The 14,774-nt window shown below is 70.5% G+C and carries 15 protein-coding genes; 1 reads left to right on the top strand and 14 read right to left on the bottom strand.

The genetic code is table 11. The annotated features are described in order from the left end of the window. Nucleotides 1–11: 11 nt before the first annotated feature. Genes ACFJI0_RS10395 through ACFJI0_RS10365 form a run of 7 tightly spaced genes read right to left on the bottom strand, consistent with a single transcriptional unit; the run spans nt 12 to nt 5,546 of the window. Complete coding sequence (locus ACFJI0_RS10395; protein WP_382324771.1) at nt 12–1,142, bottom strand: hypothetical protein; 1,131 nt, start codon at nt 1,140–1,142, stop codon at nt 12–14. Further along, nucleotides 1,139–1,654, bottom strand: coding sequence for a hypothetical protein (locus ACFJI0_RS10390; protein ID WP_382324769.1), 516 nt, complete (start codon nt 1,652–1,654; stop codon nt 1,139–1,141). Before ACFJI0_RS10390 ends, ACFJI0_RS10395 begins: the two co-directional genes overlap by 4 nt. Beyond that, nucleotides 1,651–2,688, bottom strand: a complete 1,038-nt coding sequence (locus ACFJI0_RS10385; protein WP_382324767.1) for a phosphotransferase family protein — start codon at nt 2,686–2,688, stop codon at nt 1,651–1,653. Before ACFJI0_RS10385 ends, ACFJI0_RS10390 begins: the two co-directional genes overlap by 4 nt. A 4-nt stretch (nt 2,689–2,692) precedes the next feature. After that, nucleotides 2,693–3,484: a TRAP transporter large permease gene (locus ACFJI0_RS10380; protein ID WP_382324765.1), complete on the bottom strand. Its 792-nt coding sequence runs from the start codon at nt 3,482–3,484 to the stop codon at nt 2,693–2,695. Continuing rightward, nucleotides 3,451–4,002 carry a TRAP transporter large permease subunit gene (locus tag ACFJI0_RS10375; protein ID WP_382324763.1) on the bottom strand — a complete coding sequence of 184 codons (552 nt, stop codon included), beginning with the start codon at nt 4,000–4,002 and terminating at the stop codon, nt 3,451–3,453. The genes ACFJI0_RS10380 and ACFJI0_RS10375 overlap by 34 nt, the downstream gene beginning before the upstream one ends. Next, entirely contained in the window at nt 4,002–4,508 is a 507-nt protein-coding gene (locus ACFJI0_RS10370) for a TRAP transporter small permease (protein WP_382324761.1), read from the bottom strand. The genes ACFJI0_RS10375 and ACFJI0_RS10370 overlap by 1 nt, the downstream gene beginning before the upstream one ends. Nucleotides 4,509–4,514: 6 nt before the next feature. Further along, nucleotides 4,515–5,546 carry a TRAP transporter substrate-binding protein gene (locus tag ACFJI0_RS10365; protein WP_382324759.1) on the bottom strand — a complete coding sequence of 344 codons (1,032 nt, stop codon included), beginning with the start codon at nt 5,544–5,546 and terminating at the stop codon, nt 4,515–4,517. Between the two features lie 187 nt (nt 5,547–5,733). Here ACFJI0_RS10365 and ACFJI0_RS10360 point away from each other — a divergent pair, with 187 nt between their 5' ends. Continuing rightward, on the top strand, nt 5,734–6,681 hold the full coding sequence (locus ACFJI0_RS10360) for a DMT family transporter (protein ID WP_382324757.1): 948 nt from the start codon (nt 5,734–5,736) through the stop codon (nt 6,679–6,681). On the opposite strand, the gene ACFJI0_RS10355 is transcribed toward ACFJI0_RS10360, so the two are convergent. From ACFJI0_RS10355 to ACFJI0_RS10325, 7 genes are read right to left on the bottom strand one after another with little or no spacing between them, the layout of a single operon-like run. Next, nucleotides 6,638–7,252, bottom strand: coding sequence for a TetR/AcrR family transcriptional regulator (locus ACFJI0_RS10355; RefSeq protein WP_382158059.1), 615 nt, complete (start codon nt 7,250–7,252; stop codon nt 6,638–6,640). The genes ACFJI0_RS10360 and ACFJI0_RS10355 overlap by 44 nt on opposite strands. A 40-nt stretch (nt 7,253–7,292) precedes the next feature. After that, nucleotides 7,293–8,504: a CoA transferase gene (locus ACFJI0_RS10350; protein WP_382324755.1), complete on the bottom strand. Its 1,212-nt coding sequence runs from the start codon at nt 8,502–8,504 to the stop codon at nt 7,293–7,295. Next, nucleotides 8,501–10,753 carry an acyl-CoA dehydrogenase family protein gene (locus tag ACFJI0_RS10345; RefSeq protein ID WP_382324753.1) on the bottom strand — a complete coding sequence of 751 codons (2,253 nt, stop codon included), beginning with the start codon at nt 10,751–10,753 and terminating at the stop codon, nt 8,501–8,503. Before ACFJI0_RS10345 ends, ACFJI0_RS10350 begins: the two co-directional genes overlap by 4 nt. Next, entirely contained in the window at nt 10,750–11,496 is a 747-nt protein-coding gene (locus ACFJI0_RS10340) for an FAD-dependent oxidoreductase (protein WP_382324751.1), read from the bottom strand. Before ACFJI0_RS10340 ends, ACFJI0_RS10345 begins: the two co-directional genes overlap by 4 nt. After that, nucleotides 11,493–12,368: an HpcH/HpaI aldolase/citrate lyase family protein gene (locus ACFJI0_RS10335; RefSeq protein ID WP_382324749.1), complete on the bottom strand. Its 876-nt coding sequence runs from the start codon at nt 12,366–12,368 to the stop codon at nt 11,493–11,495. The genes ACFJI0_RS10340 and ACFJI0_RS10335 overlap by 4 nt, the downstream gene beginning before the upstream one ends. A gap of 35 nt (nt 12,369–12,403) precedes the next feature. After that, on the bottom strand, nt 12,404–13,249 hold the full coding sequence (locus ACFJI0_RS10330; RefSeq protein WP_382324747.1) for an acyl-CoA dehydrogenase: 846 nt from the start codon (nt 13,247–13,249) through the stop codon (nt 12,404–12,406). After that, entirely contained in the window at nt 13,246–14,772 is a 1,527-nt protein-coding gene (locus ACFJI0_RS10325; protein WP_382324745.1) for a 3-hydroxyacyl-CoA dehydrogenase, read from the bottom strand. Before ACFJI0_RS10325 ends, ACFJI0_RS10330 begins: the two co-directional genes overlap by 4 nt. Between the last annotated feature and the right edge of the window lie 2 nt (nt 14,773–14,774).

Genomic DNA, 14,774 nt, shown 5'->3' with positions numbered 1-14,774 from the left:
TCTTGGCGGCTTCAGAGCGCGGGGTGCTGCTGCGGCCCGGGGTAGCGAGCATAGCCTTGCGCCACGCCGTATTCGCTGATGCCGATGCCGGTGCGGCCCTCGCAGGTGGCGCGCACCACGTGGTCGCCCAGAGTGCGGGCGGCCGCGCGCGTGGCCGGGTCGTCGAGGTCCCACACGTCGTGCTCGGCGTGGTAGTCGCCCTTAGGGTCGCCGTGGTTCCAGCCCTGGAAGCCGCCGTACAGGCCGCCCTTCAGGTAGAAGCGGGCTTCCAGCCCTTCCATGCGCACGGTGCGCGGCGGACCTTCGGCGAACTGCAAGGTGAAGGTGCCGGCTGAGATGGTCTGTCCCAGCGGGTCGTCGGCCCATTCGAGTTCGTGCATGACGCTGATGGCCTCGCGGTGCGCCATGCGGCCGTCGGCCTCGCGCACGAATTCGGTGGCCGAGAGGTAGTGCGGCTTGCCCGGCTCGCGCTCTTTCAGGAAGATGGAAAAACCCAGGTCCTCGAACTGGAACATGGACCAGGTCCAGAAGAAGCCGCTGTGCTGCTGCACCGGGGGCGCGGCCTCGTCGGTGCGCATCTCGGAGCGGATGCCCCACGAGTGGTCGCGCTGACCCCACCAGGTGGACGGCGTCACCTCGTGGCGTTGCCCACCGAGGGCGAACCAGCCGCGCCAGCGGCCGAACTGCGAGATGCGCACCATGTCCTCTTCGACCACGCCCTTGCGCTCGCGGAAGTTCTGCTTCTCCTGCGCGGCGGGAAAGCTGGCCTCGAAGTCCAGCGCGAAGCTCAAGCCCGAGGCGTTGTCGGTGAGCGTGAGGCGGTGCCGCTTCATGCCCTCCACCACCTCGAAACGCAGCGGCCCCGCGCCGGCTTCGAGCGGCGTGGCGCCCAGCGCGCGCGAGGCGCGAAAGTTGTGCTGCCGGCGGCCCACGGTGATGCCGGCGAACACGTCCATCACGCCCTTGTTGGGGTAGTAGCCCATGCCAATGTCGAGGATCATGGGCACGCCGTCCACCGTGCCGGTGATCGGGTGCAGCGTGTACCAGTAGCGCTCGGTGAAGCGGGGGTCGCCTTGGCCGGCGCGTTGCGCGAAGGGCGCGGGGGCCTGGTGGCCGATCAGGTCGTCCTGGGCAGACATCATTTGAAAACTCCTTGGGCGTCGGCCGCGGGGCTCGGCGCGGTCATCGATGAAAAGTCGGCGCTCGGCACCAGGCGGCGCTGGGCCTTGAGCGTGAGGCGAAGCGCCGTGCGAAGCTGGTCGTGCAGTTCGCCCGCCAGGGGCGCGGGCAGCCCGTCCGGCGGCGAGAACAGCCAGTCGGTGAAACGGGCGAAGCGCCGCTCGGCGTCCGCCAAGGCGGCCTGCAATGCGGCCTGGGTTTCGGGCCGGGCGGTGGACGCGGGCGCCAGGCCGGGCGGCGCGGTCTGCCCCGCCGCGGCCAGGCGGGCCGCCACCCGCGCCAGGCAGGCGTCGAGCAGTTCGAGCTGTTCGCGCGTCACGTCCGGCGACCAGACCACCATGCGCTCCACCTTGCCCAGCACGTCCAGCACGCCGGCCAGCTGCGAGCGCGCGTGGTCGCTCTGCAGTTCCGGCGCGATCTCGTCGCGCAGCGCGCGGCAGATGCTGCCCATCAGGGCTTCGAGCGACTGGTTCATGCGGCCTCCGCGATCAGCTTGTTGAGTTCCATCAGCGTGGAGGTGAGCTGGAAGCCCATCGCGGCCATGCGCACGTCGCGCGAGCGGCCGGTCTGCACGCGGATCATGGCGCCCATCAGCATCGCGGCCATCTTGAACTGCACCATCACCTCGTAGTAGCGCACCACCTCGGGCCGCACGCGCAGGCCGGTCTTCGCCTGCCAGCGCTGGTAGAAGACCTCGCGCTCGATCAGCCCGCCGATGCGCGAGGTGCCGGCGGCGAAGGTGCGCAGCCCGGCCCAGGCCAGGTCGGCGTGCGGGTCGCCCAGGTGCACCAGCTCCCAGTCGAGGATGGCGGTGATGCGGCCGTCCTGCTGCAGGAAGTTGCCCACCCGGTAGTCGCCGTGCACGATGGTGATGCGCTCGGCCTCGGGCGCGTGCGCCTCCAGCCAGCGCATGGCGTAGTGCATCTGCGGCGGCGTGGGACCGGTCCCCAGCTGGGCATGCCGCGTCCAGTAGCGCGTCTCGTGCAGCGCGGTGGTCCGCGGCGTGATGGGACCCTCCTGCGCCCAGGCGGCCAGCGGGGTGGTGGTCCAGTCGAAGGCGTGGATGGCGCCGAGCGCATCGGCGAAGTCGTGACCGAGCGACTGGTTGGCCGCTTCGCCGCGTTCGTCCGCGCCGCGCCAGGGCGTGGGCGTGTCGCCGGCCACGCGCTGCGTGATCACGAAGGGCGCGCCGAGGATGGCCGGATCGTCGCTGTGCTCATAGGCCTGGGGGATGGGCAGGTCGGGCACGCTGGCCAGCGCGGCCAGCGCCTCGTACTCGGGCCGCGAGCTGTAGGGCGAGAACAGGCCGCCCGGGTCGCCCACGCGCAGGATGAGGTCCAGCGGCGCCTCACCCGGTGACTCGGCGGTGAAGCCCAGGGTCACCCAGGACATGCCGGCCGGAAAGCGGCTCAGCCCGCTCACCTGGACCGGCTTGCGCCAGCGTTGGGACAGCCACGATTGAAGGCGCGCCGGCAGTTCGGGCGCCGCGGGGTCGAAGACAGGGTTCACGGTGTCAGGCGGCTGCCTTGAACAGCAGGTTGGGCAACCAGAGGGACAGGGCCGGCACGGCGGCGATGAGCAGGATGCGCAGCACGTCGGCCACGATGAACGGAATCACGCCACGCACCACGGTCATCATGGGGATGTCGGGCATGACCGAGCGGATCACGAACAGGTTCACGCCGATGGGAGGCGTGATCAGCCCGATTTCCACCACCATCACGACCAGGATGCCGAACCACACCGGGTCGTAGCCCAGGGCCAGGATGATCGGGAAGAAGATCGGCACGGTCAGCAGGATCATCGACAGGCTTTCCAGCACCGTGCCGAGCAGGATGTACAGCACGATCATCAGCAGGATGATCCCGAACGGCGGCAGGCCGCTCTCCTGCACCACATGCAGCAGGCCTTCGTGCACGCCGGTGAGGTTCACGAACTCGCCGAACAGCGCGGCGCCCAGGATGATGGCAAACATCATGGCCGAGGTGCGCGCGGTGTCGACCAGGATCGCGTAGATGTCCTTGAGCCTGAGCGAGTGGTGCGTCAGCGCGAACACCAGGGCCGCCGTCGCACCGATGCCCGAGGCCTCGATGGAGGTGAAGAAACCGCCGTAGATGCCGCCCATGACCACGCCGAAGATCAGCGCCACGGGCCACAGCGCGCGCAGCAGCGCCAGCTTGTTGACCTGTTCGTTGTCCTCGGCCAGCGGCGCGAGTTCCGGCTGGCGCCAGACCGACCACTTCACCGCCGCCATGTAGCCGCCGATGGCGATCAGGCCGGGCACGATGCCGGCGGCGAACAGCATGCCGATGTGCGTCTGCGTTGCGCAGCGCCGTACACCACCATGATCACGCTGGGCGGGATCAGGATGCCCAGCGTGCCGCCCGCGGCGACCGCGGCCGACGAGAGCGAGTCGCCATAGCCGAGCTTGCGCATGGAGGGGGATCGCCAGCCTTGCCCATGGTGGCTGCCGTGCGCAGCGCTGGAGCCGCAGATGGCGCCGAAACCACCGCAGGCCACCACGGTGGCGACTGCCAGGCCGCCCCGGCGCCGGCCGATGAAGGCCTGCGCCGCGCGGAACAGATCGCCCGAGATGCCGGCACCGGCCACGAGGTTGCCCATCAGCACGAACAGCGGCAGCACGATCAGCGAGTACACCAGCGTGCTGTCCTTGGTGACGGTGGCGACCATGCTCAGCGCGGGCGTGAGGCCATTGAGCACCACGTAACCGCCGAAACCGGCGAGGGCCAGCGCGGTGGCGATGGGCACCTGGAACAGGATGAACGCGAACGCCACGAGAAAACCCAGACAGGCAGCGAGCATCAGATCACCTCGGTGGCGTGTGGCGCGGCAGGCGCGCCGGGATGGCGAAAGGACCGCGCGGCGGCCAGCAGGAACGCGAGCGTGCTGATGGCGGCCATGGCGCCGATGCCGCCGAGCACCCAGGACAGCGGCACGCCCAGCAGCGGCGTGGCCTCGCCATAGCTGGCGGCACGCAACGCCTGGCGGACCATGCACCAGGTGATCAGCGCGAACACCACGGCGCCGATCGCGCCGCTGAGCACGCGCTGTACCTTGTGCAGGCTGGCCGGCAGCTGGATCAGGTCCACGGTGATGTGGCCGAAACCGAGCGCCAGCAAGGGATAGATCGCGAAGATCATCAGGGCCAGCACCATCTCCAGCAGCTCCGTGCCCCAGGGCAGCGGCGTGTTGAAGAGGTTGCGCCCCACCACGTCGATGAAGACGGTGACCATCAGGATCAGCAGCGCGACCGCGCCGATCGCTTCCAGGACGCGGACGGTGCGTCCGCCGGTGGCTTGTGCGGTCATGGCGGCTTATTTGGCGACGGCGATGTCGGCGCGCAGCTGGTCCAGCACCTTCTGCGGATCGGCCATGCCCTTCTTCTTCGCCTTCTCGATCCACTCGCGCTCGATCGGCAGCAGCACCTTCTTCATCTCCGCCAGCGCCGGGGCCGGGAACACCTCGGCCGGCTTGCCCGCCTTGCGCATGGTCTCGAAGGCGGCCTTGTCGCCGTTGGCGTAGGCGCGGCCGATGTTTCGCGCGAACACGTCGCCCGAGATGCGGGTGATCGCCTCGCGGTCCTCGGCGCGCAGCGACTTCCACTTGTCCTCGTTGATGCCCAGCACCAGCACGGTGTTGTAGACCGCGCCCGGCACGATGGTGGCGTAGGGCACGAGCTCGGTCAGCTTGAAGGCGGGAATCGACTCGGGCGGCATGAAGGTGCCGTCGATCACGCCGGAGGACAGCAGCTCGTAGGTTTCGCTCACCGGCTTGGAGATCGGCACCGCGCCCAGCAGCGTGAGCGCCTGCGTGGCGCTGGTCTGCGGACTGCGCATCTTCAGGCCCTTGAAGTCGGCCACGCTGCGCAGCGGGCGCTTGGAGTTGAAGATCTGGCCGGGCGAGACCACGTAGACCGACAGCGGGTGCACGCCCTTGAACTCGTTGTGCGAGGCCAGGTGCTTGCGGTAGAAGCGGTCGGCCAGCGGCGCGTACACCTCGGGGTTGTCACTCACGAACGGCAGTTGCAGCACCTCGAGCAGGTCGAAGCGGTTGGGCGTGTAGCCCGGAATGAAGATCACCAGATCGGCCTGGCCGTCGCGCGCCACGTCGAACTGGGCCGGCAGCGTGCCCACAACCTTGGGCGCGGTGTCGATCTTCACGCGGCCCTGCGTGGCCTTCTCGACCTCGGCGATCCAGGGCTCCACCACCTCCACGCGCATGGCCTGCCCCGGCGGCAGCCAGTTGGAGTACTTGATGACGGTGGTCTGCGCCATGGCGGGCGCGCTGGCGGCGAAGGCACTGGCCAAAGCGAGGGCTGCGGTGAGCCTGGGAAGGGAAAAACGCATGCTTGTCTCCTGGGTGGATTGACGTGAGAACGACCAAACGCTGGCAGCCCGTATAATAGACCGACGGGACGGTTTAACAAAACAATTGGTCAAAAAAAATCCCTAGGGATTTCCCGTATCAAAGGCCGGTTCAGATGAATCTTCTGCCGCTGGATCGATTGCAAATATGACTCATGGGACGGTTTTAATGGGCATCAACCCCAACCATCCGCCGGTTTCCGGCACGGTCCGCCGCCGGTGGGCGCTGGTGGTGGCGCTGGCCCTGATGCTGCTGTGGGGCAGCAACTACAGCGTGCAGAAGGCGGTGATGGCGCAGATCGGGCCGGGCGCCCTGGTCTTCGCGCGCTACCTCGTCACGCCGGCCTGCGCCATCGCCCTGCTGCTGTGGCGCCACGGTTGGCACTGGCCGCGGCTGGAACGGCGCGACTGGCTGGGCCTGGCGGGCCTTGCCCTGCTCGGCCACATCGCTCACGTCAACGTGATGACGCAGGCCATGCACCTGTCCACCGCGTTCTCCAGCGCGCTCATCTCCGCGCTCGGCCCCATGTTCACGCTGCTGCTGGTGCGCGTGCTGCACAGCCAGCGCTTCACGCGCCTGCAGGTGGGCGGTGTGGCGCTGGCCATGGCGGGCGTGCTGGTGTTCCTGTCGGACAAGGTCGCGCTCATGCGCACGCAGGGCCTGGGCGACCTGCTGCTGCTGCTCGCCGCCCTGCTCTTCTCGGCCCACACGGTGGCCGCCAGCCGGCTGTTCGCCCGCCATGGCGTCACCTTGGTGATGGCCTACACCACGCTGCTGGCGATGGTGCCCATGCTCCTCATCAACGCGCCGCAGGCCTTGCAGGTGCCGTGGGCCAGCCTGGGCGCGGCCGTCTGGGGCGCCCTGCTGTGGTCGCTGGCGGTGGCGTCGTTCGCGGGCTGGCTGGCCTGGGGCTGGCTCAACGACCACCTGGGCGTGGCGCGCACGGCGCCCCTGCTCTACCTGCTGCCGCCGGTGGCGGGCCTGATCTCGTGGCTGGCGCTGGGCGAGACCTTCAGCGCCCTGAAGATCGCCGGCGCGATGATGGCCGGCGTGGGCGTGGCGGCCACGCAGTTCAGCTGTAACCCGGCGGATGGTCCCCGCCGTCGAAGCCCTTGAGGTAGACCTCGGTCAGGCGGTCGGCCAGCTCGTGCGGCGTCATGCCGCCGCCCCGGCGGTACCAGGTCGCGGTCGAGATCATCGAGCCGTAGAGGAACAGCGCGTAGGACGCGCTCTCGCGACGCCGCCGCATGAGGTGGGGGTTGATGTCGGTGAGCAGATCGATCACGAAGTCCAGCGCCTTGGCCTGCGCCAGCTTGATCCCCTGCTGCTGCAGCGTCGGCAGGAACTTGAGGTCGTTGGTCAGCACCGTGTGCTCGTGGCGCTTTTCCGCGGCCCGCGTCACCATGGCCCGCACCAGGTTCGTCAGCCGTTCCCGGCTCGTGCCCGGGCCCTGCGCGATGGCCTCGAGCTCGGCCACCGAGCTCATGATGTGCTCGGTGATGATCTCGAGCAGCAGCACTTCCTTGCCAGGGAAGTAGTGGTACAGCGCGGACTTCGACATGCTGCACGCCGCCGCGATGTCCTGCAGCCGGGCACTCTCGTAGCTCGTGCTCGCGAAGAGCGCGGCTGCGACGTCGAGGATCCTCTGGCGTTTGTCGTCGTGGTTCCTTGCAAGCGATCGGGTCATCGTGTTCCGCTCAAGTTTTGAGGCGGCTATTCTGACCCAACTAGACCACGCCCCTGTCGCGAAGATCACCGAATTGCGCCTGGGATACCCCCAGGAGTTCAAACAGCACCTCGCCCGTGTGCTGGCCCAGCGTGGGCGCGGTTCCCGCGGGGATGCGATCCATGCCCGAGAAGTTCAGCGGCAGCCCGGCCGCCAGGTGCGGCCCCACGCCAGGCTGGTCGATGGTGCGGAACATCGGGTTGGCTGGCGAGCAGGCCCCGTCCTGCGTCACCAGTTGCGTGAGCGTCTGGTACTTGCCCCAGCAGGCGCTCTGCTTCGTCAGCGCGGCCGCCACCTCGGCCAGGCTGTGCCGCGACACCCAGGCCTCCACCAGCGCGCCCAGTTCCTTGCGCGCGCGAAAGCGGTGGCCTTCCAGGTCCAGGTCCAGGCCCAGGCGGTCGCCCAGCGCCTTCACGGCCTCATTCAGGCCCATGGCCTCGCAGATGGCCTGCCATTGTTTCAAGGTCAGGCCGACGACGATCACGCGCTCGCCGTCCGCCGTCTTGAAGTCGCGGCCGAAGGCGCCGAACAACTCGTTGCCGTGGCGCTCGCGTTGCTGGCCGAGTTGCGCTTCGGCGATCAGGCCGAGGTGACTCACGGCCGCGAGGGCCACGTCTTCCAGTGGCAGCTTCACGTGCTGGCCCTGGCCGGTCTTGAGGCGGTGGCGTTCGGCGGCCAGCAGGCCCACGGCCGCCATCTGGCCGGTGACGAGGTCCCAGGCCGGCAGCACGTGGTTGACGGCCTCGTTCGTGGCCGCGCCGCGCTCGTCGCCCGTGATGTAGGGGATGCCGACGCGCGAGTTGATGGTGTAGTCCACCGCCGAGCCGCCGTGCCGGTCGCCCTGCACGGTGAGCTGGATCAGGTCGGCGCGCCTCTCTTTCAGCTTGTCGTGGTCCAGCCAGCCGCGCGGCGGAAAGTTGGTGAGCAGGATGCCCGCGTCCTCGCCCGGCGCGGTGATCAGCGCCATGGCGATCTCGCGGGCTTCGGGCTTGCTCAGGTCCAGCGCGACCGAGCGCTTGGACTTGTTGAGGCCGCACCAGAACAGGCTCACGTCGTCCCGGGTCACGGGCCAGCGCTTGTAATCCAGCCCGCCACCCAGGGTGTCGATGCGGATCACGTCGGCGCCCATCTGCGCGAGCGTCATGCCGCCCAGGGGCGCGGCGACGAAGGCGGCGGCTTCGACCACCCGCATGCCGCAGAGGATGGGTTTCATGGTTTGAGTGCGTCTTCCAACAGGCTGCGACCGATGACCTTGAGCGCCAGCGTTTCCTCCGCGCCCTCGAAGATCGAGAGCACGCGCGCATCCACGAAGTAGCGGCTCACGGCGCTTTCCTCAGCGTAACCCATGCCGCCGTGCAGCTGCAGCGCTTCGCGCGTGACCATCTCGGCCGATCGGCAGGCCAGCAGCTTGACCAGGCTGGCCTCCATGCGGCCGCCGCCGGCGTTGAGCTGCTCGGCGATGGCGTAGGCCAGCGTGCGGCAGGCCGCCAGGCGCGCGGCCATGCGCGCGAGCTTGGCCAGGGTGAGCGCGTAGGCCTGCAGCGGCGCGCCGAACACCTTGCGGTCGGCCGTGTAGCGCATCGAGGCGCGCAGCGCCGCGCGCATCACGCCGCAGGCGCGCGCCGAGGTCTGCATGCGCCCGCCCACCATGCCGGCCATGGTGAAGTAGAAGCCCTTGCCCAGGCCGCCCGCGCCGCCGATCACGTTGGCGTCGGGCACGAAGAACTGGTCGAAGGCGAGATCGAACGAGTGCATGCCCCGGTAGCCGATGGTGGGAATCGCCTTGCCGCTCAGGCGCCCGCCGCCGGGCTGCTGGAAGTCGAAGGCGTGGCCGTCGTAGGACGGCTTTTCCACCAGCAGCACGCTCAGGCCCCGGTAACCGGCCGAGCGGTCGGGGTCGGTGCGCGTGACCACCATCAGCAGACCGGCCTTGCCGGCGAAGGTGCACCAGGTCTTGGCGCCGTTGAGCAGCCAGCCGCCCTCGGTGCGCGTGCCCTTCAGGGCCAGGCTGGCCACATCCGAGCCGTAGTCGGGCTCGGTGATGGCGATGGCGCACAGCGGATCGCCCGCCGCGATGCGCGGCAGCCAGGTGGCCTTCTGTTCGTCGGTGCCGCCGCTGATGAGCGCGCGGCTCAGGATCTCGGGGCGCGTGATCAGGCTGCCGGCCGCCGCCAGCGAAGCTTCGGACAAGGCCTCGGTGACGACCACCATCATGGTCGCGTCCTCGCCCTCGTCGGGCCCGGTGCCGCCGTGCGACTCGGGGATGGACAGGCCGAACACGCCCATGTCGCGCATGGGCTGCAGCAGCGATTCGGGCACGGTCGTATCGTGCCGGTGGATATGCTCGGCCTGGGGCGCCACCACATCGGCGGCGAAGCGGCGGAACGCGTCCTGCGCCATCACCACCGGGTCTTGCAGCGCCACGCTGCCCAGCTCCACCGCGTCACCGGCGGCCACGAGGGCGCGGCCGGCCGCCGTGAGCGCCTGCGCGCCGCCCGCCGCGCCGCGCAGCGCGGCCCAGTCGGCGTCGGCACCGAGTTGCTGCAGGGGCGCGAGTGGCAGGCCCAGCTCGATGCAGAGCGCCTCCAGGCGCGGCAGCAGCGCGGCGATGGCGTCCACCGCGAAGATCAGGGCCAGTTGCGACTGCAGCGGATCGCCGTTGAGCCGCGCCAGCGTGGTCTCGGCGGCCAGCAGGTCGGCGCTGGCCCAGGCGATCTCGAAGGTCGCGACCTGTTGCTCGTCCAGCTTCGCGCCGTCGAGCTGGCCGCCCGGGGCGCAGGCCCTGGCGAGCGCGGCCACGCCGTGCTCGAACAGCGGGCGCAACCGCGCCAGCAGCGCGCGCGCCTGGTCCACCTGCGCTTGAAGCTCGGCAACGGCCATCACGCCGCCGCCGCCACGCGGGCACCGTCCAGGTGGGCTTCGGCCTGGCGCGCGGCCTCGCGGCCGGTGTAGGCGCAGGCCTGGGTGCCACCGTCGCCATAGTCCTTCACCGCGTCGCCCACGTGCCAGAGGTTGGCGCAGCGGCGTGGTCTGCGGCAGGTCGAAGCCGGCGCAGGAGCGCTGGGCCGGCCAGCCGTCGCGCATCACGCGCATCGAGAGCATCTTGGCCTGCGCGAAGCCGGGGAACTCGTCGCGCAGGTCCTGCAGCGAGGCCTCGATCTCGGTCTTCTCGTCGAAGTCACCGATGGCCGGGCGCGGCACGGCGTAGGCCACGTACTGGTGCCAGCCGGCCGGCGCGAGCTCGGGGCAGGTGGCGGTGAGTTCGCCCATGTTGCACAGGCGGCGCGTCTTGCCGAAGGTGACCAGGCCGGGCACGTCCACCAGGCGCTGCTGCGTGGCGAAGTTGATGACGATGTTGGCCGAGGGCTTGGGCGCGGTGTGCGCGAGCCGGATGTAGTCGCCGCCGAAGGCCTCGCCGCCGGGCAGGTCCACCGTGGCGCGCGGGCCGATGTTGCTGATCACGGTGCGGGCCTGGATGCGCGTTGCGCAGCGCCGTCCTTCATCACGGTCACGCCGCTGGCCAGGCCGTCCTGCGTGTGCAGCTGGGTCACCGGCGCGTCGAGCCAGATCTCGCCGCCGGCCTGGCGGATGCCGTCGGCCAGGTCGTTCCACAGGCCCACGGTGCCACGCGGGCAGAAGCCGAAGCGCTTGAACGCGCCCTTGACCGCGAAGTAGGTCAGGAAGGCGCGCGCGGGCACCTCGTCGTCGTTGGCGGCGAAGATGGCCGCGCACAGGTTGCGGAAGATCGCGTGCACGGTCTCGTTCTTCGTGTACTGGCTGAGCCACTCCTTGGTGCTCATCTTGGCCTCGGGCAGGTCGCCCGCGCGCGCGTCGGCGAACTTGGTGCCGATCTTGGCGGCCTGCTTGGTGAAAGTGCCCAGCAGCATGCCCCAGCCGCCCTTGGCGACGTTGATGACCTTGCCGTCGATCAGGAACACGGTGGCCGGGCTGGGTTCGCGGATGTCCAACGGCACGTTGAGCAGGCCGAAGGTTTCCTCGAACACGCCGCCGCGCTCGATGGCGATGGCGCCGATGTTGACGGTGAAGCCGTCGATCTGTTCGCTCGATGCGCGGCCGCCGACGCGGCCCAGGCTCTCGACGACCAGCACCTTGCGGCGGGCGGCCACGAGGCGCGCCGCCGCGCTGAGGCCGCCGGCGCCGGCGCCGATCACGACCGCGTCGTACACGGTGGGGTGGGTGTTCATGGGTGTGTCTCCTGTTGGGTGGAAAGGGGGGCCGGTGCGGCGGCGCGGCGCAGGATTTCCCGCGCGCGCGCCACCACGGGCAGATCGACCATCTTCGAGCGGTACTCGGCCGCGCCGCGGCCTTCGCGCGCGGCGGCCTCGAAGGCTTCGATGGCGCCGCGCGCGTGTTCGATGTCTTCCGTCGAAGGCGAGAAACCGGCGTTCATCACCGCCACCTGCGTGGGGTGGATGCACAGGCCGCCGACGAAGCCGAGCTGGCGCGCCAGGCGGATGGTCTGCGCGAAGGCTTCGGCGTCGCCGTAGTCGGCGATGGAGCCGGGAAAACCGAACGGCAGGATGCCGGCGCGCCGGCAGGCGAACAGCACCAGCTGGTTGGGCAGCAGCAGCGCCTCGCGCACTGGCGCCATGCCGGCGGAGGCGGAAAAATCCTCGGGGCCGAGCATCATGCCCAGCATGCGCGGCGAGCAACGCGCGATGGCGTCGAGCTCGGACAGGGCCTGCACGTCCTCGATCAGCGCGATCAGCCGCGTGTGGCCGGCGGGCAGGCCGCGCTGCGCCTCCGCGCGGTCGATGCGCCGCGCCACCTCGCGCACGGTGGCGTCGTCGTTCACCTTGGGCAGCACCAGCGCGCTCACGGCCGGGCCGATGGCGGCGTCGATGTCGGGCGCGGCGAGTTCCCAGGGCTGGTTCACGCGCACCAGCACGGGCGTGCCGTGGGCCGCGATGGCGGCGGCGGCCTGCGGCACGGCGGCGCGCGCCTGCGCCTTCTGCGCCAGCGGCACGCTGTCTTCGAGGTCGAGCACGCAGGCGTCGGCGCCGCGCTCGTGAGCGCGCTCGACGAAGCGCGGCACGTGCGCCGGCACGAACAGCATGGATCGCCAGATCGGGTGATGGCGCATGGCGGCGTTCAACCCAGCGTGGCGCGGGCCGTCATGCCCACCTGGCCGTGCGCGTCCTGCGTCCAGAGCTCGACCGTGTCGCCCTCGGCGGCGGCGCAAAGCTGCAGCGTGTCGGTGTCGAAGGCGGGGCGCAGGGCGCGGAACGAAAAGGACCGCACCGGCACGCCGGGCCGGCCGCGCGCCAGCAGGTCCAGCAGCGCGGTGGCCAGCAGCGGGCCGTGCACCACCAGCGCGGGGTAGAACTCCTCGCGCACCGCGTAGTCGCGGTCGTAGTGGATGCGGTGGCCGTTGTAGGTGAGCGCGGAAAACCGGAACAGCAGCGCCGGGTCCGGCTGCAGCACGGCCGACCATTGCGCGGCTTTCGTGGCCTGCTCGCCCGCCGGCAGGGGTGCGGGGCCGGTGGGTGCTTCGCGGTAGACGATGTTCTGCTCTTCGCGGATGCAGACGCGGCCACCCTGCGCCAGCAGGTGGTCCACCGTCACGAAGACCAGCGGGCCGCTGCGGCCTTCCTTCAGGTCCACGCTGCGCACGGTGGAGGTCTTGCGCGCGGGTGCGCCCAGGCGCAGCGGGCTTTCGCATTGCAGCGAACCGGCGGCCCACATGCGGCGCGGCAGCGGCACCGGCGGCAGGAAACCGCCGCGCTGCGGATGCCCGTCGACGCCGGTGGCGGCGCGCGCGGGCGTCTCCAGGAAATACAGCCAGTGCCAGGGCAGCGGCAGCGCCTCGCCCATAGCCGGCGGCGCGGCGCGGTCCAGCAGGCCGCTCAGGGCGACGGCGGGAAAGGGCTCCAGTGTCTGTTCGGCCACTTGCTCGCGGCCGACCCATTCGCGCAGGTGTTGAATGTCGATGCTCATGAGCGAGGTGCCTCCGGCGTGAGCAGGGACACGCCCAGCGCCACGCGCCGCACCAGCCAGGGGCTGGGCCGGTAGCGCGGGTCGCCGGTTTGTGCCTGCAGGGTGCGCAGGATCTCCAGGATGCGCGCACCGCCGATGCGGTCGCCCCAGGCCAGCGGACCGTGCGGGTAACCCAGGCCCAGCTTCACGGCGTCCTCGATGTCGGCCACGCTGGCGATGCCGCGCTGCGCGATCTGCGCCGCGATGTTGACGATGGTGGCGAGCACGCGCTGGGCGATGAAGCCCGGGCTGTCGTTGATGACGGTGACCGGCACGCCGTCGGCCGCCAGCAGGCCCCAGGCGGCGTCGCGCGCGGCGGCCGAGGTGAGCGCGCTGAGCATGAGCGTGCGGCGCAGGGCCAGCGGCACCATGGGGTCGACGGCGACGGTGCGCGCGGCGTCCAGGCCGAGCGCGGCGGCCGCGTGGCTGGCGTCGCCGCCCCAGGGCTGCACGACGCAGACCTCGGCCTGCGCCGCGCCGTCGGTGAGCCGCGCGCCCGCGCCGCTCAGCAGGGCAATCAGTTCGGCACGGCCGCTGGCCTGCGGGTCGATCCACACCGCCACCCCGGCGCGTGGCGGCGGCACGGGGCGCGCGGGCGCGGCGCGGCGGGTGTCGCCGTCGTAGACGTACCAGCCCTCCCCCGTCTTGCGGCCGAACAGGCCGGCGGCCACGCGCGGCGCCACCAGCGACGAGGGCCGGAAGCGCGGCTCGTGCTGGAACTGCTCGTAGATCGAGGCCATGACCTTGCTCGACACATCCAGGCCGGTGAGGTCCAGCAGCTCGAACGGACCCATGCGAAAACCCACGCCCTCGCGCAGCACGTCGTCCACGTCGGCAGGCGTTGCGGCCTGCTCTTCGAGCACACGCAGGCCTTCGGTGTAGAGGCCGCGCCCCGCGTGGTTCACGAGAAAGCCGGGCTGGTCGGCCGTGACCACCGCGCGGTGGCCGGCGCCGCTCACCAGCTCGCTCAGGGTCTGCACCGTCTGCGGCGAGGTGCGCAGCGCGGCGATCACCTCGGCCACCTTCATCAGCGGCACCGGGTTGAAGAAATGCAGGCCGGCCACGCGCGCCGGGTGGCGGCAGGCGGCGGCGATGTCGGCCACGGTGAGCGAAGACGTGTTGCTCGCGAGCACCGTGGTCTCGGCCACCACGGCCTCCAGCGCACCGAACAGCTGGCGCTTGACGGCCAGGTCTTCCACGATGGCTTCGATCACCACGTCGCAACCGGCGAGCCCGGCCATGTCGACGCAGGCCGAGACGCTCGCGCGAATGGTCTCGAAGGCCTCGGCGCTGAGGCGGCCCTTGTCCACGCCGCGCCCGATCATGCCGAGCGCGAACTCGACGGCCTTGGCGGCCGCGCCAGGCGCCGCGTCGAAACAGCGCACGCGGTGGCCCGCCTGCGCGAACAGCTGGACGATGCCGCGCCCCATGGCGCCGGCACCCACCACGCCCAGGGTGAGCGGTTTCACGTTGTTGGAAGTCATGT

This window comes from Hydrogenophaga sp. UC242_53 (assembly GCF_042696965.1).
In the GTDB taxonomy this organism is placed as follows: Bacteria; Pseudomonadota; Gammaproteobacteria; order Burkholderiales; family Burkholderiaceae_C; genus Hydrogenophaga.
Note: the sequence above shows the minus strand (reverse complement) of the source record. Positions and strands in the feature narration are given on the sequence as shown.